General features: G+C 61.1%; 21 protein-coding genes. 14 read left to right on the forward strand and 7 right to left on the reverse strand.

Annotated elements, in window-relative coordinates:
• Window positions 1-13: 13 nt before the first annotated feature.
• The 4 genes from AC1DCM_RS18710 (at window position 14) to AC1DCM_RS18725 (ending at window position 3,628) form a co-directional block, all read left to right on the forward strand.
• Window positions 14-307, forward strand: a complete 294-nt coding sequence (locus tag AC1DCM_RS18710) for a putative quinol monooxygenase (RefSeq protein WP_477519290.1) — start codon at window positions 14-16, stop codon at window positions 305-307.
• A 30-nt stretch (window positions 308-337) separates the two neighbouring features.
• Window positions 338-1,423, forward strand: coding sequence for an App1 family protein (locus AC1DCM_RS18715; RefSeq protein ID WP_477519291.1), 1,086 nt, complete (start codon window positions 338-340; stop codon window positions 1,421-1,423).
• Between the two features lie 146 nt (window positions 1,424-1,569).
• On the forward strand, window positions 1,570-2,538 hold the full coding sequence (locus AC1DCM_RS18720; RefSeq protein ID WP_477519292.1) for an alpha/beta hydrolase: 969 nt from the start codon (window positions 1,570-1,572) through the stop codon (window positions 2,536-2,538).
• A 91-nt stretch (window positions 2,539-2,629) separates the two neighbouring features.
• Window positions 2,630-3,628, forward strand: a complete 999-nt coding sequence (locus AC1DCM_RS18725) for a helix-turn-helix domain-containing protein (RefSeq protein ID WP_477519293.1) — start codon at window positions 2,630-2,632, stop codon at window positions 3,626-3,628.
• 86 nt (window positions 3,629-3,714) lie between these two features.
• On the opposite strand, the gene AC1DCM_RS18730 is transcribed toward AC1DCM_RS18725, so the two are convergent.
• The 3 genes from AC1DCM_RS18730 to AC1DCM_RS18740 all read right to left on the reverse strand — a co-directional run bounded on the left by AC1DCM_RS18730 (window position 3,715) and on the right by AC1DCM_RS18740 (window position 5,773).
• A complete protein-coding gene (locus AC1DCM_RS18730) occupies window positions 3,715-4,146 on the reverse strand; it encodes an SRPBCC family protein (protein WP_477519294.1) in 432 nt (143 codons plus the stop codon).
• The gene (locus AC1DCM_RS18735; protein WP_477519295.1) at window positions 4,143-4,607 is read right to left on the reverse strand and encodes an SRPBCC family protein; all 465 of its coding nucleotides are present in this window, start codon (window positions 4,605-4,607) and stop codon (window positions 4,143-4,145) included. The genes AC1DCM_RS18730 and AC1DCM_RS18735 overlap by 4 nt, the downstream gene beginning before the upstream one ends.
• A gap of 68 nt (window positions 4,608-4,675) precedes the next feature.
• Window positions 4,676-5,773, reverse strand: a complete 1,098-nt coding sequence (locus AC1DCM_RS18740; RefSeq protein ID WP_477519296.1) for a LacI family DNA-binding transcriptional regulator — start codon at window positions 5,771-5,773, stop codon at window positions 4,676-4,678.
• A gap of 181 nt (window positions 5,774-5,954) precedes the next feature.
• Between AC1DCM_RS18740 and AC1DCM_RS18745 the strand changes: the two genes are divergently transcribed.
• The 6 genes from AC1DCM_RS18745 (at window position 5,955) to AC1DCM_RS18770 (ending at window position 11,336) form a co-directional block, all read left to right on the forward strand.
• Complete coding sequence (locus AC1DCM_RS18745; protein WP_224094096.1) at window positions 5,955-6,821, forward strand: ABC transporter substrate-binding protein; 867 nt, start codon at window positions 5,955-5,957, stop codon at window positions 6,819-6,821.
• 155 nt (window positions 6,822-6,976) lie between these two features.
• Window positions 6,977-7,765, forward strand: coding sequence for an amino acid ABC transporter permease (locus tag AC1DCM_RS18750; protein WP_477519297.1), 789 nt, complete (start codon window positions 6,977-6,979; stop codon window positions 7,763-7,765).
• 47 nt (window positions 7,766-7,812) lie between these two features.
• Window positions 7,813-8,598 carry an amino acid ABC transporter ATP-binding protein gene (locus AC1DCM_RS18755; protein ID WP_477519344.1) on the forward strand — a complete coding sequence of 262 codons (786 nt, stop codon included), beginning with the start codon at window positions 7,813-7,815 and terminating at the stop codon, window positions 8,596-8,598.
• A complete protein-coding gene (locus tag AC1DCM_RS18760) occupies window positions 8,598-9,641 on the forward strand; it encodes a Gfo/Idh/MocA family protein (RefSeq protein WP_477519298.1) in 1,044 nt (347 codons plus the stop codon). The genes AC1DCM_RS18755 and AC1DCM_RS18760 overlap by 1 nt, the downstream gene beginning before the upstream one ends.
• A 48-nt stretch (window positions 9,642-9,689) precedes the next feature.
• A complete protein-coding gene (locus AC1DCM_RS18765; RefSeq protein ID WP_477519299.1) occupies window positions 9,690-10,802 on the forward strand; it encodes an NAD(P)/FAD-dependent oxidoreductase in 1,113 nt (370 codons plus the stop codon).
• Between the two features lie 93 nt (window positions 10,803-10,895).
• Window positions 10,896-11,336 (forward strand): iron chaperone, encoded by a 441-nt coding sequence (locus AC1DCM_RS18770; protein ID WP_477519300.1) that lies wholly within the window; start codon window positions 10,896-10,898, stop codon window positions 11,334-11,336.
• Window positions 11,337-11,619: 283 nt separating this feature from the next.
• Here AC1DCM_RS18770 and AC1DCM_RS18775 read toward each other — a convergent pair whose 3' ends face one another.
• Window positions 11,620-13,092, reverse strand: coding sequence for an aminotransferase class I/II-fold pyridoxal phosphate-dependent enzyme (locus AC1DCM_RS18775; RefSeq protein WP_477519301.1), 1,473 nt, complete (start codon window positions 13,090-13,092; stop codon window positions 11,620-11,622).
• An 89-nt stretch (window positions 13,093-13,181) separates the two neighbouring features.
• On the opposite strand from AC1DCM_RS18775, the gene AC1DCM_RS18780 reads away from it, so the two are divergent.
• On the forward strand, window positions 13,182-14,627 hold the full coding sequence (locus tag AC1DCM_RS18780; protein WP_477519302.1) for a M20/M25/M40 family metallo-hydrolase: 1,446 nt from the start codon (window positions 13,182-13,184) through the stop codon (window positions 14,625-14,627).
• A gap of 164 nt (window positions 14,628-14,791) precedes the next feature.
• Here the strand turns inward: AC1DCM_RS18780 and AC1DCM_RS18785 are convergent, their stop codons facing one another.
• Window positions 14,792-15,070 (reverse strand): recombinase family protein, encoded by a 279-nt coding sequence (locus AC1DCM_RS18785; protein WP_477519345.1) that lies wholly within the window; start codon window positions 15,068-15,070, stop codon window positions 14,792-14,794.
• Between the two features lie 222 nt (window positions 15,071-15,292).
• Between AC1DCM_RS18785 and AC1DCM_RS18790 the strand changes: the two genes are divergently transcribed.
• On the forward strand, window positions 15,293-15,802 hold the full coding sequence (locus tag AC1DCM_RS18790) for a hypothetical protein (RefSeq protein ID WP_477519303.1): 510 nt from the start codon (window positions 15,293-15,295) through the stop codon (window positions 15,800-15,802).
• Complete coding sequence (locus AC1DCM_RS18795; protein WP_477519304.1) at window positions 15,799-16,200, forward strand: DUF6228 family protein; 402 nt, start codon at window positions 15,799-15,801, stop codon at window positions 16,198-16,200. Before AC1DCM_RS18790 ends, AC1DCM_RS18795 begins: the two co-directional genes overlap by 4 nt.
• A 66-nt stretch (window positions 16,201-16,266) precedes the next feature.
• Here AC1DCM_RS18795 and AC1DCM_RS18800 read toward each other — a convergent pair whose 3' ends face one another.
• The gene (locus AC1DCM_RS18800) at window positions 16,267-16,551 is read right to left on the reverse strand and encodes a hypothetical protein (protein WP_477519305.1); all 285 of its coding nucleotides are present in this window, start codon (window positions 16,549-16,551) and stop codon (window positions 16,267-16,269) included.
• 939 nt (window positions 16,552-17,490) lie between these two features.
• Here AC1DCM_RS18800 and AC1DCM_RS18805 point away from each other — a divergent pair.
• Entirely contained in the window at window positions 17,491-18,051 is a 561-nt protein-coding gene (locus AC1DCM_RS18805; RefSeq protein WP_477519306.1) for a suppressor of fused domain protein, read from the forward strand.
• A gap of 48 nt (window positions 18,052-18,099) precedes the next feature.
• Here AC1DCM_RS18805 and AC1DCM_RS18810 read toward each other — a convergent pair whose 3' ends face one another.
• Window positions 18,100-18,501 (reverse strand): hypothetical protein, encoded by a 402-nt coding sequence (locus AC1DCM_RS18810; protein ID WP_477519307.1) that lies wholly within the window; start codon window positions 18,499-18,501, stop codon window positions 18,100-18,102.
• Between the last annotated feature and the right edge of the window lie 145 nt (window positions 18,502-18,646).

Below are 18,646 nucleotides of genomic sequence, written 5' to 3' on the forward strand. Positions count from 1 at the left end.
CAAAGGACCGGACATGACCAAAACTTTGTACGCAGAATTCACCGTCAAGGAAGGCAGCGAAACCAGGGTCGCTGAAATGATGACAGAACTCGCAGGGCACGTGCGCCAGGAACCAGGCAACGTCACGTTCCTGCCCTACACGCGGGAAACCAATCCGCGGGAATATTTCGTGTTCGAGGTCTACCGCGACGAGCAAGCCTTCCAGGAGCACATCGGCGCAGAATACGGCCGAAAGTTCAACGCGGAGTTGGCTGATCACATCGAAGGCGACGGGTCCGTCCTCACCTGGCTCACGCCCGTATGGTAGCCTTCCGCCCGGCCATGCCAGACTGGACGCATGTTTCCCCGTCCTGAGAAACCGCGCACTTTGTCCAAGAGCGACCATCTGGCTGTCAGGCTCGACGACGCGTGGCTGAGGTTCCAGACGCGCCTCGCCATCCGGAGGGGTCGAGTGGAAACGGTCATCCCGTACACCGGATACGGCACTACTTCCTGGGTCCGGGTGCTGGCCAGAGTTGTTCGCAGCGACCCCCGCGATGCCGCCGGCCATGCCAACCCCTTGCAGGAGAGCATGCGCGGCTGGCGGAACTTCATTAGTGCGCCCGTCGCTCATGCAGCCGTACGGGTGACCATTGCAGGCACCGTCCATGACGTCGAAGCCGACCGTGGGGGCGTCGTCGATGTCCGCATTGAGGCAGCCCTGGATCCCGGCTGGCACACGATCACCCTGCAATCCGGGAGTTCCAGAATCGTCGAGGCTCCCGTGGAAGTCGTGGCGGACGACGCAGACTTCGGTGTGGTTTCCGATATTGACGACACCGTCATGGTGACAGCCCTTCCCCGACCGTTCCTGGCTGCCTGGAACACCTTTGTGCTCAATGAGCATGCGAGGACGCCGACTCCAGGCATGGCCGTCCTCTACGAGCGGATCGCCAGGACGGCACCCACGGCGCCGGTGCTCTACCTGTCTACCGGGGCCTGGAATGTGGCGCCCACACTGTCACGGTTCCTGTCCCGCAATCTGTACCCCGCAGGGCCCAAGCTGTTGACCGACTGGGGACCCACGCCGGACCGATGGTTCCGTAGCGGCAGGGAGCACAAGCGCACTTCGCTGGAGCGCCTGGCAGAGGAGTTCCCCCGCATCAAGTGGCTGCTCGTAGGCGACGACGGACAGCACGACGAAGCCATCTATTCCGAATTCGCACATCGCCACCCGGAGAACGTCAGGGCGATCGCCATCCGGCAGCTCTCCGTCGGTGAAGCGGTGCTCGCCGGCGGTAGGTCAAAGTCCGGGGGACAACCGACGCCGGGAATCCCTTGGATCTATGCTCCGGACGGTGCCGGGATGTCAGCGCAGCTCGAGGAACTCGGCATCATCCAGAGCAGTGTGCGCTCAGCGGACGAACCAGAGCAAGGCGACTGAGGTAGCTGTGAAAACACGTCGCTGAGGACCGCCACATGGCGGTCCTCGCCGTTCCTTTTGAGGGCTTTTGGCGGTTAGCTTCGTGGTCGGGCGCACCTAGGCTTGCTTCAGGTCACGACGAAGTGGCCGAATTAATGGAGGTCAAGATGAAATCGGTACATAAAGCGCCACCTTTTGATCCGGAGCTTGGGGCGACACTTGTGGCATTGGGTGATCTGATCACTCCCACGCTGACGCCTGACATGATCGAAGGCATGCGGCAGTCCTTCGTGGCGACTCCTATCGAGGATCTCTTGGCCGGTCGCCCAGTAGAACACTTTGAACGGACCATTCCAGGCCCCGTAGGGGCTCCAGATCTCATCGTGTCCATTTTTCGGCGGATAGACCACGAGCCTGGCGGACCCGGAATCTTCCACATTCACGGCGGCGGAATGGTCATGGGCGATCGGTTTCTTGGCGCGGATTGGCTCATTGAGTGGGTCGAGCTTTTGGATGCCGTGGCTGTCTCTGTCGAATATCGTCTTGCCCCTGAAAACCCGGACCCGGCGCCCGTGGAAGACTGCTACGCGGGCCTGGAATGGGTGGCCGCGAATGCTGCAGAGCTGGGCATTGATCCTGATCGCCTCATTGTTGCCGGTGCGAGCGCAGGTGGAGGGCTTGCTGCCGGTGTTGCCCTGCTGTCACGCGATAGGGGTGGCCCTGAACTGGCCGGTCAGCTCCTGATCTATCCAATGCTCGATGACCGCAATGACACTATCTCGAGTCGCCAAATTGATGGCATCGGCGTGTGGGACAGGACGAGCAACGATACCGGCTGGGACGCGCTCCTCGGCGGCCGTCGGAAGACAGAGGACGTTTCCATCTACGCGGCGCCGGCCCGGGCTGAGGATCTTTCAAACCTTCCTCCCACTTTCATCGATGTGGCCTCCGCAGAGGTTTTCCGCGACGAAGACATTGCCTACGCTTCCACCATTTGGGCCTGCGGGGGTGACGCGGAGCTTCACGTGTGGCCCGGCGGTTTCCACGGGTTTGATATTTTCTTTCCCCAAGCAGCGCTCTCCGTCATGGCACGGGAGGCCCGCACCCAGTGGCTTCGACGCATTCTGGATGCCTGAACCCACGTCCGGCTGCCCGTCATGCATTGCCGCAGCAGCCGGACTGGGCCACCATTAACTTCTCGAAGACCAAAGGTGGCGGGCGATAGTTATGCAAGGACTCGTGTGGCGCCTCAAAGCGCTCGATCCCCAGGCCTCGGAAAGCCTCAAGGTCATCACGTATTTCGACGCGCTGGTCAACAGCCGGGCGAATGCAGAAATGCTCATCCGCGGGGCGGCGGTACTGTGTGACTGTTCAGTTGGCTTTGCCATGGATGGCCGTTCCATGTGCGTTGATGCATCTGGACGGAGGATGCCGGAACAACAAGGTGAGTGGCCTTCCAAAGAGTTTGGTGCCGACGGGCGGGCATGGATTGAGCGCGCCAGCCCCGGGTTCGTCAATGATGAATTGATCCTGGAACGGCTCGCGATTGCACTGGGCATCTTTTGGGATCGAACGAGTCCCGTAGCAGCCACGCGACGCGCAATTGAGACGATCATCAGCAGCGAGTCTTCATTGGAAAGACGCATGGAGGCGGCAGCCCTTCTGCACTTGGAGCGCACTGGCTCATACAGGGTTCATACAATCCCTGCGGTGATGCCAATGCCCGGATCGTCAGCGGTAGTTCACACGGAATTCGGTGCAATCCGGGCATTCATTCGCCCGTCCATGGCGACTGCGCCACAGGATACGAGGGCAGGAATCGGCTTGGCCACCGTCCCCCAGGAGCTGGACAGATCTTGGCAGACAGCACTCCTGGCCCTCAGACTTACCAGCCCACACCGCCCGATTCACACCGCGGACGATCTTGGCAGCCTCATCGTGCTTGCTGAAAGGGCAAACGAGGCCACCCACGAACCGGCTGACGTTACGGCTTTGAAACGGCTGATCGCAGAACAGCCCAAGGCGTGGCGGATAGAGGAAGCCATTGCTGAAGCAGGCAGCCTGCGCGCTGTGGCCGGTCAGCTCAATCTGCATCACTCGAGTGTCCAGAACCGCGCAAGCGAGTTCACGTCCGCCCTCGGCTTCGACATTCGAATACCGTCAGGCCGCGTGCGGCTTACGCTGGCGCTTACTCTGTTCCTGCTTTCCACCAACAGATTCGATTAGGGCAATGAACCACGACGGCGATGGCAGCCCCGGGTGGGTGACTAGCCGACGTCGTGGTTTTACGAAGCGGACCGCGAAAGCAGCCGTCAGGATTCCAGCACGCGCTTCAGGTTCTGGACAAAGACCTTGTTTCGCCGGGGAACCATGTACGCCATCATCGGGGTCATGAGAACCTTGAGCCCGCTTGGTTGCATCTCCACGCCTCGAGTGAAGCGGGCGCCTTCCCCGGCTGGCTCCACCGTGTAAGTGATGCGTGGCTGCAGTCCTGCGAAGTCGGCTCGATATTGCAAGCGCGAGCCGGGCCTGACATCCACGGCTGTGAATGTGCCGTCGGTCTTGCCCATGAAGGGTTTGAAGTTCAGCGGGTAGGTCTTGCCGACGATTGGGACAGGGTCGGTTTGGTCAGGCACGCTGGCAATGTCAACGTGCCAGTTCGGTTCGTTGCGAAGGTCCGCCACGTACTGGAAGACCTCTTCCGGTGTCCGGGCGATGACAACGCTCTCTGCAGATTTGATCATGGCTCCGTGGCGCCTTTCGCTTCCAACTTTTTCAGGCCCATTCGCAGTGAGCTTGCCACCGGCGCGCCCCGGGTCACGACGATCATGAAGGCGGCCAGGCGACCCATGAAACTTGTGGGCTTACGGTTCCAGGTAACGTGAATGCGTGAACCGCCAGACTCGTTGGGTGTGATTCGCGCATTCACGTAGCTTCCCGGCGCGCAGAAATTACTCTCCTGGACAGTCCACTTCACTTCGTCGGGGTTTGCCCAGTCGTAGTGTTCCTTGGCCCAGATCACGCCACCGGGAGCTTTGCTTCCTTCTCTGATGTCCGCGAAGGTGTCGCCCACCTGGTAAACCTCGTACATGGGTGGGTAGATGCCTGGCCAGATCTCCGGCCGACGCGGGCTAAAGTCCAGCAAGGCCTCCCGTACTTTCGCCGGTGGGACGACGGAATCCAGATCCATTTCCACTTTTGGCATGTCAGCTTCCTCACCTGATGCTTCCAGTGTGGCCGTTTCTGTTGGGCGTGCAAGGGGTTTGGCAGGGGTTAACCGCCCGCCTGGCTGAGCACGCCGACGTCCTTCGGCGATCCGATTGAGCCGCGGAGCACGAGTCGCGCCTCCAACGGCGGGCCAGCTGGTGCGGAAGATTTCCTGCCCTCAATCAGCCGGATCAACGCGGTGGCGGCGGCCATTCCCATCTCGTAGACAGGCTGCGCAATGACGGTGAGCGGGGGAGTGGTGAGACGGGTCCAGGCGAAATCGTCGTACATGAGGAGGGATACGTCCGAGGGGATGGAGAGCCCCGATTCCTGGATGGCCTCCACAACGCTCAAGGCGATGAGGCCGTCAGAGGCAATGATGGCCGTAGCAGCATCCGGCCCCTTCAGCAGGTCACGGGTGATTCGCATAATGGAATCGGCGTCACCGGCATTGAGACGCACCAGGTCGATCGGCTGGCTGAGGCCTTCCTCTTCGAAGGCGCGGCGGATTCCCTCCAGGCGGTCCGAGATTTGCGAGGAATCCAGTGTCATCCCCGCAACGTAGGGCCCGTCTGTCCGAACGGTGGAGACGAACGCGATGCGTCGATGGCCTGCTTGGATGAGGTACTTGGTGGACTCGTAGGAGATGGTTCCCATGTCCACAGCGAAGGTCTCGACGTCGAGTCCTTCGGCGGCGCGGTCCAGCAGGACCAGGGGCCGGCCAGAGTCGCGGACCTCCTTCAAGTGTGAGGTTTCCACGGATGAGGCTGGAGCCACGATCAGCCCGTCAACGCGCTTGTCCAGAAGCACCTGAACGGCGTCCACCTCGGCGGCCCGTTCTTCATCGGTGTTGATCAGGATGACGTTGTAGCCGCTCTTCTTGGCGGTGTCTGTGATGCCCCTGGTGGCCAAGCCGAAGTGCGGGTTTTCGATATCGCCCACCACCACGCCGATGGTGTTTGATTTGCCCGTGTTCATGCTGCGCGCGAGCTCGTTGGGGCGGTAGCCCAGCCCTTCGGCAGCGGCGAGAACCCGCTCCCGGACGTCGTCGCTGACTGCGCCATAGTTGCCCAGGGCCCGGGCGGCTTGGGCCTTGGAGACTTGCGCGGCTTTGGCGACGTCGGCAACTGTCACGTCCCGCCGTCGGGATCCATCAGTACTCATGTTCACCTTTCAGAAGTGGTGTTGACGCGGCTTGTGACTTCCGCTACATTTTCAATCAATCGATGTGAGTCCGGTCTCAATCCTAGGGGCTGAGACCGGACTCAACAAGACCCCGCATCGAGTAAGACCCCAAAAGCGGCCCAGACAGCACCGCTGGCCCTCCCCACGATTGGACAACGCTGTGATCAAACTGAACTTCCGCCCGGCAGCGCTCGCAGCAGCAGCCCTGGCGGCCATCCTCGCCCTCTCCGGCTGTGGTGGATCCTCTGCCGGGACCTCAAGCTCGGCTGAGAATCCTTACGGCCTGATCGAACCCGGCACCATCCGCGTCGCCAGCCTTGGCGACTCGAAGCCCTACACCTTCACGGACGGCTCGGGCAACTTCACCGGCTTCGATGTGGAGCTCTTCAAGGACGTGGCACACCGTGCAGGTGTGGACAAGGTTGTCTTCACCGGACAGGACTTCTCCGGCCTGCTCGCAGCCGTGGCCAATGGCCAGTTCGACGTCGGCGTTGCGGCCATTGGCATCACGGACAAGCGCAAGGAAACCGTCGACTTCTCCGACGGCTACCTGGCTGGCTACTTGACGGTCATCACCACCAAGACGTCAGGCATCAAGGACGTCAACGGACTGTCCGGCAAGCGCCTGGGCGTTGTCCAAGGCACGCTCCAGGAAGCCTACGCGGTCAAGAACTTCACCTCCGCCCAGCTGGTCCGCTTCCCGGACAACAACACCGCAATCTCCGCCGTCAACAGCGGCGCAGTGGACGCCCACTTCCTGGACTACGAGGCAGCCAAGGCGTACCAGGAGCAGTTCGGACTGGTCAGTGCAGCTGACATCCCGTCCTTCGACGCCCCGGCAGGGTTTGCCATTGCCAAGAACAAGCCCGCCTTCAAGGAAGCCTTGAACAAGGGCCTTGCCGCGGCCATGGAAGACGGCACCTGGAAGAAGCTCTACCAGAAGTGGTTCCCGGGCTCGCCGATGCCCGAGCAGTACCTGCCCAAGGCGGAGCAGACCTCCAGCCCTTCGCCAACGGCTGCCAAGTAGCGGCTGCCAAGTAGCGCAACCGCCTACTCCACACCGCCTACTCAACAACACCGCCGGGCGGGCCACACCGCCTAATCAACAACACCGCCGGGCGGGCCACATCCCGTAGCCCGCCCGGCCATCCCGAAAAACCAACAAACGTCTGAGAGCACCAAATGGATTGGCTCAATACCATCAGCCGCACGTTCTTCGATCTCGATTCGATGATCGAAGTACTGCCCCAACTCCTGGGAGTTGGACTCCTCAACACCCTGATCATCTCCATCGCAGCAACCATCCTCGGTATAGTGATGGGCATGGTGGTGGCCGTCATGGGGATCTCGCGGTCCAAGTGGCTGCGTATCCCGGCGCGGATCTACACGGACCTCTTCCGGGGCCTGCCCGCAATCCTCACCATCCTCCTGATCGGCCAGGGCTTTGCCCGGTTCAGCCAGTCGGTGTTTGGACCCTCGCCCTACCCGCTGGGCATCATCGCGCTGAGCCTGATCGCCAGCGCCTACATCGGAGAAATCTTCCGTGCCGGCATTCAGAGCGTGGACAAAGGCCAAGGCGAGGCATGCCGTGCCCTCGGTATGAGCTACTCAAAGTCCATGGCCCTGGTGGTGGTACCGCAAGGCGTACGCCGGGTGCTGCCTGCCCTGGTGAACCAGTTCATTGCAATCGTCAAAGACTCTTCATTGGTCTACTTCCTGGGCCTGCTGGTCAGCGAGCGTGAACTGTTCCGTGTGGGCCAGGACGCCGCAGTGCTCTCAGGCAACCTCTCACCGCTGGTCATGGCAGGCATCTTCTACCTGGTGATCACCGTGCCACTGACCCACCTGGTCAACTACTTCGACAACAAGTTCCGCACCGGTCGCCGCCGTCCAACAGCCCCAACCAGCGGGCTGAAGGAAGTCAAGGAACTCGACGCGGCATCGCCGCTCATCACCGGGAGCAACACGTGAACCTCACAAGCAGCAGCAACACTGCCAGCAGCAGCACCAGCGCCAACATGTCAGCGGCCAAGTCAACCGCCAAGGACAAGTCAGCCGCAGCCGACGTCCAGACGTTCCACGGCTCCAGCCTGGAACTGCGGGACCTGACCATGGCCTATGGCGACGTAGAGGTACTCCGCAACGTCAGCCTGAACGTGGCTCCGGGCACAACCACGTGCATCATCGGCCCGTCCGGTTCCGGCAAGTCCACCCTCCTGCGCGGCGTCAACCGCCTGCACGAACCCAAGAGCGGCGACGTGCTTCTGGCCGGCGAAAGCGCCCTTAAGGTCAAGCCGGACATCCTCCGCGCCCGCATCGGCATGGTGTTCCAGCACTTCAACCTCTTCCCGGACCACACAGCCCTGGAGAACGTGGCCCTCGCTCTGTGGAGCGTCAAGGGAATGTCCAAGAAGGAGGCCCGGGAACGCGCTCAGCGTCGGCTCGCCGAAGTGGGCCTCGCCGAACGCGCCGACCACCGGCCGCGCGACCTCTCCGGCGGTCAGCAGCAGCGCGTCGCTATCGCCCGGGCGCTCGCCATGGAACCGGAAGTCATGCTCTTCGATGAAGCCACCAGCGCGCTGGACCCGGAGCTCGTCAAGGGTGTCCTGAACCTCATGGCAGGCCTCGGACGCCGGGGGATGACCATGCTGGTGGTCACACACGAGATGGGCTTTGCCCGCAAAGTTGCTGATCAAGTGGTCTTCATGGATGAAGGCGAAGTGGTGGAGGTCGGCACCCCTGCCGAGCTCTTCGACAACCCGCGCAGCGAACGCCTGCAGCGCTTCCTTTCGGAGGTCCTGTAATGGGTCAGGTAACAGCGGCACCCATCCGGACCGCCGTCGTCGGGTTTGGCGTCTCGGGCAAGGTCTTCCATGCCCCGCTGATCGCAGCGGATCCGAACTATTCTCTGGACGTCATCGTGACGGCGGACCCGGAGCGGGCCAGCGAGGCAGCGCGGCTCTACCCGCAAGCGGGCATCGTGGCCACTCCGGAGGAAATGTTCGCCCGTGCCAGCGACCTCGATCTCGTGGTGCTGGGAACGCCGCCCCTCACTCACCTCGAACTCGGTGCCACGGCAATTGCCTGCGGCCTGAACGTTGTGGTGGACAAACCTTTCGTCACCAGCGTCGCCCACGGTGAGGAGCTGGCCGCACGCGCGTCCGACGCCGGTGTGCAGCTCACGGTCTTCCAGAACCGCCGGTGGGACGCCGACTTCCTGACGCTGCGCAAACTGCTGCAGGAAGGGGCACTGGGCGAAGTACGGACTTTTGAGTCGCGTTTTGAATGGTGGCGGCCCGAAGGCTTCGGGAACTGGCGCGATACATCCACGCTGGCCGAGGGCGGCGGAATCCTTCACGACCTGGGCGCCCACCTGATCGACCAAGCCATCCAGCTGTTCGGACCTGTGGAGGAAAGCTACGGCGAAACCGCAAATCATGGCCCGCATCCCGGCGCGGCAGACACGGAGGCCTTCGTGTCCCTGCTCCACGCGTCAGGCGTACGGTCCCGGCTATGGATGAACGGAATGGCGGCCCAGGTTGGGCCGCGGTTCCACGTCCTCGGATCAAAAGCCGGGTATACCAAGTGGGGACTCGACGGTCAGGAACCTGCGCTCGCAGCCGGTGTCACGCCGTCGGACGCTTCTTATGGCATCGAACCCCAGGAGTCTTGGGGGCTTCTGGGAGTTGACGGTTCAACCACACCCGTACCTGCAGAAAAGGGCGCCTACCCGCAGTTCTACGCAGAACTGGCAGCCTGGCTTCGTGGCCAAGGGCGGCTTCCCGTAGCGCCGGCCGAGGCGCTTGAAACCCTCAAAATCATCGAAAGCATCCACGCCTTCGCGTAAGCGCAAGAGCGTCCCAAGCATCCACAAGCACGAAAGAAAGGGAGAGCTATGTCCTCCACCAAGCACGTCGCCGTCATCGGGGGCGGCATCCTGGGCGTTTCCACCGCCGTTCACCTGCTCCGCGGGGGAGCATCCGTGACCTTGCTGACCGAGCAAGGCCTGGCCAGCGAGGCCACGGGCCGTTCACTTTCCTGGCTTAACTCAGCCGGCGAAAGGTCCACCCCTTACCACCAGCTGCGGCTGGCCGGCGTTGATCGGTACCGGACACTGTTCGCTGCGGATCCCAGCCGCGAATGGCTGCAGTTCGGCGGAGGCCTCATGTGGAACGCTGCCGGCCAGCGCGAGGTGACCGAGGCCCGTCATGCTTACGAGCAGTCGATTGGCTACGACTCCAAGCTTCTCGCCCCTGAGGAGATCGCATCGGTGACGCCCGGCATCGACGCCAGCGCTGTTCCCGAGAACGCCATCTTCAACCCCGGCGAGGGCTGGGTCAGCCTGCCGGACCTGGTCAACTTCCTCATGGAGGAGTTCCATGCCCTCGGCGGTCAGCTCGTCCTCAACGCGGGCAAAGTCCAAGTGACGCTCGACGGCGGCCGGGCCAACGGCGTCGAGACTGCCTCCGGCGAGACCTATTCAGCCGACGCCGTCCTCGTCGCTTGCGGCGCGGCGACGCCCGCCGTCGTGAAGCCGCTCGGGGTGGAAATCCCCAATGGTTCCCCGGTTTCCATGCTGGTGGTCACCAAGCCTGTGGAGCACCAGGTGAAGGCAGTGATGAATACGCCACGTGCCGCCGTTCGTCCCAACCCGGGTAACACTTTCGCGCTGGACCACGACTGGTATGAGGACCGGATTACCGAACACCCAGATGGTTCCTTCAGCATTCCTGATGACGTTGTCCAGGAACTGGCCGATGAATCCTCCAAGCTGATTGCAGGCAACCCCGAACTCAAGCCGGCCTCCTGGAAGATCGGCTACAAGCCCATCCCCGGCGATGGAGAGCCGGTCTTCGGTGAACTGGGCCAAGTGCCTGGCTGCTTCGTAGCGTTCACGCACTCGGGTGCCACGTTGGGACTCATCGCAGGTGAACTGCTATCCGGAGAGATCCTTACCGGCAAGAAGCACCCCATGCTGGCAACGTTCCGGCCCGGACGTTTCTCCTAGCTGCTGATTGAGCAGTATTGAAGAAGCTCGGCGATCAGCCCGGATCTATCGTTGAAACATCCGAAAGATTTCCAGCAGCGAGAGGGGCCTGCCATGACTGAGACCGGAGCTACCAAGTCCTACGAGGGATTCACCGAGGACGAACGCGCCGCCATGAAGGAGCGTTCGCAGGAGCTCAAAAGGACCAAGAAGGCTTCCCAAGCCGACGGCGAGAGCGATGTCCTGGCGAAGATCGCGGAGATGCCGCCGGCGGACAAGGCCATTGCGCAGCGACTCCATGCGCTGATCAGGGAGCATGCGCCGGAGCTTTCCCCGAAGACTTGGTACGGAATGCCGGCATATGCCAAAGACGGGAAGAACATCGTGTTCTTCAAGAGTGCCGACAAGTTCAAGAGCAGGTATGCCACCCTCGGCTTCGAAGAGAATGCGATGCTCGATGACGGCAGCATGTGGCCAACATCGTATGCCCTGACTGAGCTCACCCCGGAGCTTGAAGACAGGATCGTCGAGCTGATCAAGAGGGCGGTCGGTTAGCGGATCGGAACCGGCAACGACGGCGGCGCTCACCTTGTTAGGTGAGCGTGGATGTGGTGGAACGGGACCAGGATCCGGAACCGGAAGCGGGCCGGGCGTCGGATTTGGAGATGGAATAGGACTGGGCGGGAACGGGGTAGTGGGATCCGGTGGTGGCTGGACCGGTCCCGGTTCCGGCGGGAACGGCTCAGGTTCGTGAGTCGGAGGAAGCGTCATCATCTCTCCTTTGGAACTCGGAATTGGTCTTTCTCAGCCTAGTGATTATGTGGGGAGAGTCCAGAGCTCATTGGTCGCGCTGATGTGCCACTACCCTGATGGTTTTCATTGACGGGTCCGCCGGATCCGGTAAAACCATTCCGGCGGCTACTCCGGTGCGGAGATATTCGACGACGGCCTGGTTGATCCGTTCGCCCGGAAGGATTGCCGGGATGCCGGGCGGATACGGCGTGATCTGCTCGGCTGCGACCCGACCTGCAGCTTCTTCTGCAGCGACGTTTTCCACGGGTCCGAAGAAGGCATCCCGGGGCAACATCACCGTTGCCATTTCCAGGTCCTCCGGATCCGGGAGCTGAACGGGCGTCGGTTCCGGCATCTGGGGCGCGGCTTCGATCAGCTGCTGCAGGCTTGTCAGCAAGCGTTCGGTTGTTTCCTCATCGTCCGATTGGGACAACGTGGCTTCTATCCTCCGGTGATCATTGAGCCCAACGTCAAGGTGACAGTTGGCCCGCAACCAGTCCGCTGCCTGGTAGCCACTGATGCCCAAACCCGCGACGTCGATCAGCACGTGGAGGGGATCCAAATCATGGGAGGCCTCGGCATGGACCAGCTCCGGCCCAAGGACGTGGAGTCCGGTCATGGAATCGATATCGCTGCGGACGCTCTCGGCCAGGTTCAAGGTCTTTTCCAGCAGCATCTCGCCATCCTGGACCATGTGTCGCCGCCAGCCGTCGATCGCCGCATAGATCATGACGTTGGCACTGGTGGTGGAGAGCAGATCGGCGCACTGGCTTAGCCGGACCGGATCCACCAGGCTGCCCTGGAGATGGTAGATGGATCCTTGCTCGAATCCCATTCCCATCTTGTGGACACTGACCACGCAAATGTCTGCACCCGCATCCATGGCCCACGTAGGCAACCGCTTATTGAACGGCAGATGCGCGCCCCATGCTTCGTCGATGATCAGCGGCTTGCCCCTGGAGTGGCAGATCTCGGCGATTTTCTCGATATCTGCACACGTGCCATAGGGCGTTGGGCTGGTGATCAGGGCTGCGGCAGCATCAGGGTACCTTTGCCACATCTTCTCCACTTCTTCAGGGCTCGGCGGGTGGGCAATGTGCAGGTCCCGATCCCACTGCGGGGAGATCCATCTGGGCTGGAGTCCGGAAAGGATGATGCCAGCCACCACGGATTTGTGTGCATCCCGGCCAATCAGCAAATCGCCACTTCCACGGGTGACGGCAAGGATGGATGCCTTGACGGAGAGTGAGCTGCCGCAGGTCGAAAAGAATGCCTTATCAGCTCCGACGGCTTCGGCCATGAGCTCCTCGGCCTTGCTGAGAAAGCCGCCGGAGGACTTTCTGTCATCCAGTCCTGCCGTGGAGAGCACATCGGAGCGGAACGTGTCCGCACCCAGCACCTCAAGGGTTCGCGCGTCGGCACCCCTCCCTTGGCGATGCCCCGGAGGCGTGTACCCGTAGCGGTTCAGTCGGTGGTACTCGGCCAACGCATCGAGCAACGGCGCTTCATTTTGATCCACGAGGCTCTCCTAGATGGGTAAGTAAACTTACAATTCCTTACATCGATCTCGTCTTCCATGTACCCGTCAAGGCGCAAGGTGAATCACGCGTGAAGTTCAATGAGTATCTTCCACAAGCCCACCTCCCACCGGCCACCCTTGAGGCACTTGCCGCCGCGGTGGATGCAAACATGGCCCACTACGTGACCGTCCTGACCGATTTAGTCAGCGTTCCCGGCATCGCCTGGGCCGGATTTGATGCCCATGCATTGGACCTCAGTGCTCTCCGCGTTCGTGATCTGTTCCTGGCACGCGGTTTCCCCGAAGTATCAATCATCCGGGCTGCGGATCCAACCGGGGTAGAAGGCGCACCGGGAGTGGTGGCGAAAAGGCCTGCCGCGCCGGAATTTCCCACTGTCCTGCTCTACGCTCATCACGATGTTCAGCCAGCAGGGGCGCTGGACGCCTGGGATTCGGAGCCCTTCTCCGCAATGGAGAAGGACGGACGTCTTTGGGGACGTGGCGCTGCCGATGACAAGGCCGGAATCGTCATGCACCTCGCTGCCATCCACGCCGTCGATTCGGTTCTTGGGCCGGATCACGGGCTGGGCCTCACTGTGTTCGTTGAGGGCGAGGAAGAAGCTGGCTCACCCAGCCTTCAGGGCTTCATGAAGGATTACGGACAAGAACTCCTTGCCGACGCTGCCGTTGTTGCGGATTCGGGCAGCTGGAAGATCGGGATCCCGGGCCTGACTACCAGCCTCCGCGGCCTGGTGGACGGGACAATTCGTGTCCGCGTCCTAGACCATGCACTGCATTCCGGGACCTACGGGGGCCCGGTCCTTGATGCACTGACAGTCTTGGCGCGCCTGATGGCAACCTTCCACAATGCTGACGGTTCCGTTGCTGTGGAGGGGCTGGTTGAGGGCCTGGCCGAGGGCCTTGATATGGACGAGGAGACATTCCGGCGGGACGCGGGTGTGCCGGAAAGCGTTGAGCTGGCTGGAACCGGATCACTCGCTTCACGTTTATGGAGCAAGCCTGCACTCTCCTTCGTGGGCCTGGATTCCCAACGCATCGCCACAGCCGGGAACGTGTTGCTGCCCGAGGCCACCGTGAAGTTCAGCCTTCGCTTGCCGCCGGGGAACCACCCCAATCAGGCAATGGAAGCCGTGCGGCGCCATGCATTGAAACACGTTCCTTTCGGGGCGGAGGTCACGTTCACCCCCGGGTCCAAAAGCGTGCCATTCATGGCTGACTCCAACCACCCGGTGGTTCAGGCGGCACTCTGGTCCCTGGCACAGGCATGGGGAGCGCAACCAGTGTCCATGGGCGTTGGTGGTTCCATCCCGTTCGTTGCCGCACTCGCCGCTGCCCAGCCGCAGTGTCCCATCATCATCACCGGCGCGGAGGATCCGGATTCCCGGGCTCACGGGGCAAACGAGTCCGTCCATCTTGGGGAACTGAGGAACGCGATCCTGGCCGAGGCGCTGTTCCTTGCGGCACTTCAAGGCGGTGCCCCACCCGGGACAAGATCGTTGGGGGGCCGTGGGTGACTGTCGTTGTCAGAAGCTGACTGCATTGAGATCTCTGCGGTTGCGGGATTAGTGCAGCCGGGTATGGACACACTGGTGTCCGAAGTCCTCTGTACAGAGGGCTACTTTGGTTGAGCAGCAGTTTTCCCACAGGGCGTGGGGGTCGTGGATGCTGCCACCCAACTTCAAAGCGATGCCTTTGCGGGTGAGCTCATCCGGGATGTTCCTGGCGTCTGGCAGTGGGCGGGGGAGCGATCGAGCTTGGTCACAACGAGGGTGTTCTCGTTCTGGCAGGCGGCGAGGGCCTTGCCAAGGCCGGGCCTTTCGCGTTGGGCGCCGGTGAATCCGTGATCGATGTAGATAGCGTTGGGATCCACACCGGCGGGCGCGAGAGCGTCGCGTTGGGCTAGGTCTTGAGTGTTGGCGGAGACACTGGCGTAGCCCCGATAAGCATGACGCCGAATGTAGCGTTTAGGGCACCTTCACCGGGCATTTTTGCCGGCGGGTCTTACGGGAATCCAGTAGCCCTTGAACGGCGGAGGCCTCGATGCCCGTTAGATCTGCCCGGTGTGGGACCGGCTAACGGACGCGCGACAACGGTCTCATTTGGCGTCCAGACCCATGCCCGCTTCTGCTTCGGACCATGGCACTATGTCTTTGTGATAATCGAGTCGATGAATGAGTCCATGCGACCCCTTCGTCTTTTGGCGCAGCCCTTCGTTGAGTCCGGCAGGCTGGATCCCCACATACAGGCTGAACTCGATAAAGGACTGATGATTCAGGACGGGTGCCTACTTCTCGTATCGCAACTGCACAACATCCGGCAGTCGAGTGTGGCAAGTCTCGGTGGGCCCACCGGATTCGAGGGCTACATTAACAAGCTTCCGCTAGATTGCCTGATCGACCGCGCCGATAGGTCGGCTACTTGGCCGGCCTTCGTGGGCACGAGCGAATGGGCTGCCCGCTGTCTGACCCAGGGCATATTGCTGGGGCGCGGCGTCGCTTCAGCTGCCGCTGATCTAGCGGGCAAGCCGGTCGACGTCTGGATGTCCGTGGATTACGGTCCCGACGAAGAGTACCCCTCGGCTGCCTTCCGCTTCGTGACCTACAGGGCAGACGACCTCTGGGTCGGCGACTTGGCGGGCTTCGAGCAGCCTGTCCTTCGGATCACTTCCCAACCAGCGACCTTTCTATGAATGAGGTACTCATCGGTCACAAGGGAACACTCCGCCTCCGTACAGAGCCAGGGGAACGTAGTCCTGGCGCGACTTCCGATTACCTCTTGATCACAGCGAACTTCGATGGGCTCTGCGCCCGCAAAAGGGTCTACGACCTCAATGGGTGGTCGCTTCTTCTTTCCTTTTTCGAGGAGCTCGAAGCCTGTTGGCGGGGTTGGGATGGCGACAAACTGTTCGCCTCTTTGGAAGGAGAATTCCGACTCGTCGCGAAGCACGTCGGGCACGTTCGTTTCTCCATCGAGCTGAACGACTTCGAGCGGCTGGATCCTTGGACGACGAAAGGTGACTTCGATCTGGATCCCGGCGAAGAGCTAACGGCTGCGGTGGAGGCGCTCAGGGGTCTGTTGACTAGTTAGCGGAATGCCGGTTTGCCAGATTTGAGCGGTCCAAATTACCGGATCCGCAACAGGAGTCCCTTTCAGTTACTCACTCTGGGGGTCAGCATGCTCGAGCCAGTCTTGGTAGTCCTCAAGCAGGCTCTGAACACCAGAGCTTTCCTCAGGCCCTAATGTGCCTGCAGCGAGGCCCGCCTGCATGCACTTGATCATGACTTCGACTGTTGACCTATCAAAAGCATCAATCATGAACTTTTTTGGGTCAAACAGGACGACACCGTATCTAGACTCTGGAAGGAATTTCTCCCGAACCTCGATAGCCTTGTCGCGGGTCAGGCCCGGTATAGCGATTCCCCAGGCATCAGTTCTCATTGTTGCCGCTCCAGAAGTGGTCATAAGGTCCTAGTCTAGTTTTGGCTCCAACCCCTCAAAGCGGCCATCTTCCATGCAACAGGTCGATAGGCCGCGACGCCCACCCTGATAATGCTGTGCACGGTGATGGATCCCCCATCGGACGCCGGAGGGATGATCCACCGACTAAACGGCGCACGCGAAACCAAGTGAGCACACGCTGCCGCCAACGGTTCGGTCAAATCCGCGGCCCGGCATTCTGGTCCCGCTGTCAGTCTCGCCGCAGGACATACCGAATGCCCACATCCGAACCGTCACTCAGCTTGGTCATAATGCGGATGTCTTTCTCATCCCCAACAACCACCAACGCCACTCCTGTGCGAGTATTCGTTGGCGAGGCGGGATTGATCAGGCTCAAATGGATCCCGGGACGACCCTGGGCGCCGCTGTACTTGTCCAGCTGCGGGACTATATCCCACCTTCCGGTAGTGGAGCGCCCTTCGCCAAAGATCACGGAGTCAGGAAAGCCAGGATTGGGATAATCCTTGACGGTCGCTGTGCCGTCGGGCCGAAGATCCACGACGGCAGAGGATGGGTCGGACTCTCTCAGCTGGTCACTTTCCGACGACGAAAATATCCATGTCCCTACCACCTGGTCATGACGCGGAACGGGAGCAATCGGCGCTGAGCACGATGCCGCGGAGGTAGCAACTGCAAACGAAAGCGCCAAAGCCGACAATTCCACACTGCTTCGTCGCTTCATCGCCGGGAGTTCCGTTCTGTTGTTGTAGCTCGCTTACGAAGTGCACGATGTAAGTCCTGTAGGACCTGGGTGATAGTAGCTGCAATTATCCTGCCAGACGGCATGCAGCGGCCCGTCCGCTGGGGGATCCACTTACAAACAGACAACCGCAATGAAGACGGCGTCCGACTACGGTGGTCCAATGGAGTCAACAATTAATGTATGAATCAGTCGCAGCGTATCTGCTCTCCCGCTGGGGTGACCCAGCTGGGCGAATCAGGTTCGACGTCGAAGGGCTTTTCATCCAGGTGTGGAAATGGGATGCCGCGGCCACAGGGGAGGGAGTCGACGTATACGTGACCATAGGCGCCGCCGGCGGCGCTCCTACCCACAGTCCGGGCACGGTAGATCATCGTGCCGAGTTCCTGTTAGGCCTGCGGCCGGGACAAGACGCAGTGGCCAGTCCATTCGCCGCATTAGGGCTCTATGGACATCGGAACGGAGTCACCATATCGGACGGACACACCGTCCCGTCGGATGGCCCACTCTGGCCTGGAACAGAAATGATGGCGTTCCGGATCCGTGAACAGGAAGCGATAATTCCGACTGTCCAACTATCGGATAGGTCGCACGTCCACTTCCACCAAGCTGTGCCACTGCATGAATCTGAACTGCTATACAAGCGCCGTCACGGGATGGATGCCCTGATGGCCCATTGGGAAGAGCGACTTGTGCCTTTCTGGGATTCTGAGCGTGGACCTGACGCCCCGATGTTCTAAGTACAGGAGTGTCGCGGTGAAGGATCCTTTACCGGGCGTTGTCTCCCCCTACTGTCGTTTAGTCAACACATAGTTCTTATCCAGAAGATGAGGAAAGCCAACATATATAACCAAGCGGAGCCGTATATCGTCTTTCTTCTCAATTACAAGCCGCCGCAGGACCTTTGTTCCACCGGTCGACCCCGGGCTTGGCAGTACTACTTCAATGCCGGACTGATCCTCATACATGGCTTCGCCGGCCGGTAGCTGCGGAATGAATTCCCATGTCCCGGCACCGGAAATGGGGACATGGTACAAGTCTGATTCACTCAAAGCATCCAGGGGGAAGTCTTTGACCACGACGGAATTGTCCGAGTGAAGCTCGATCTCGGCATCGGGACCCCACACGGTGCTTTCAGCGGTAGAGTGCGACCAAGTTCCGATCACGTCGTCGCGATGGGCTTCGGGCATCTGAGTGCTGCATCCTGAGAGGACGAAAATCGATGCACATGCAGTTGCAATTCCCACCGCCCTTAATCGGACGCTTCTCATTTGATCGCCTCTGTCCAGGTAATCTCTGTAGTATCAGGCTTGACCGGCACGTTGCGTTCAGGTC

The organism is Paenarthrobacter sp. 10N417 (assembly GCF_056394745.1).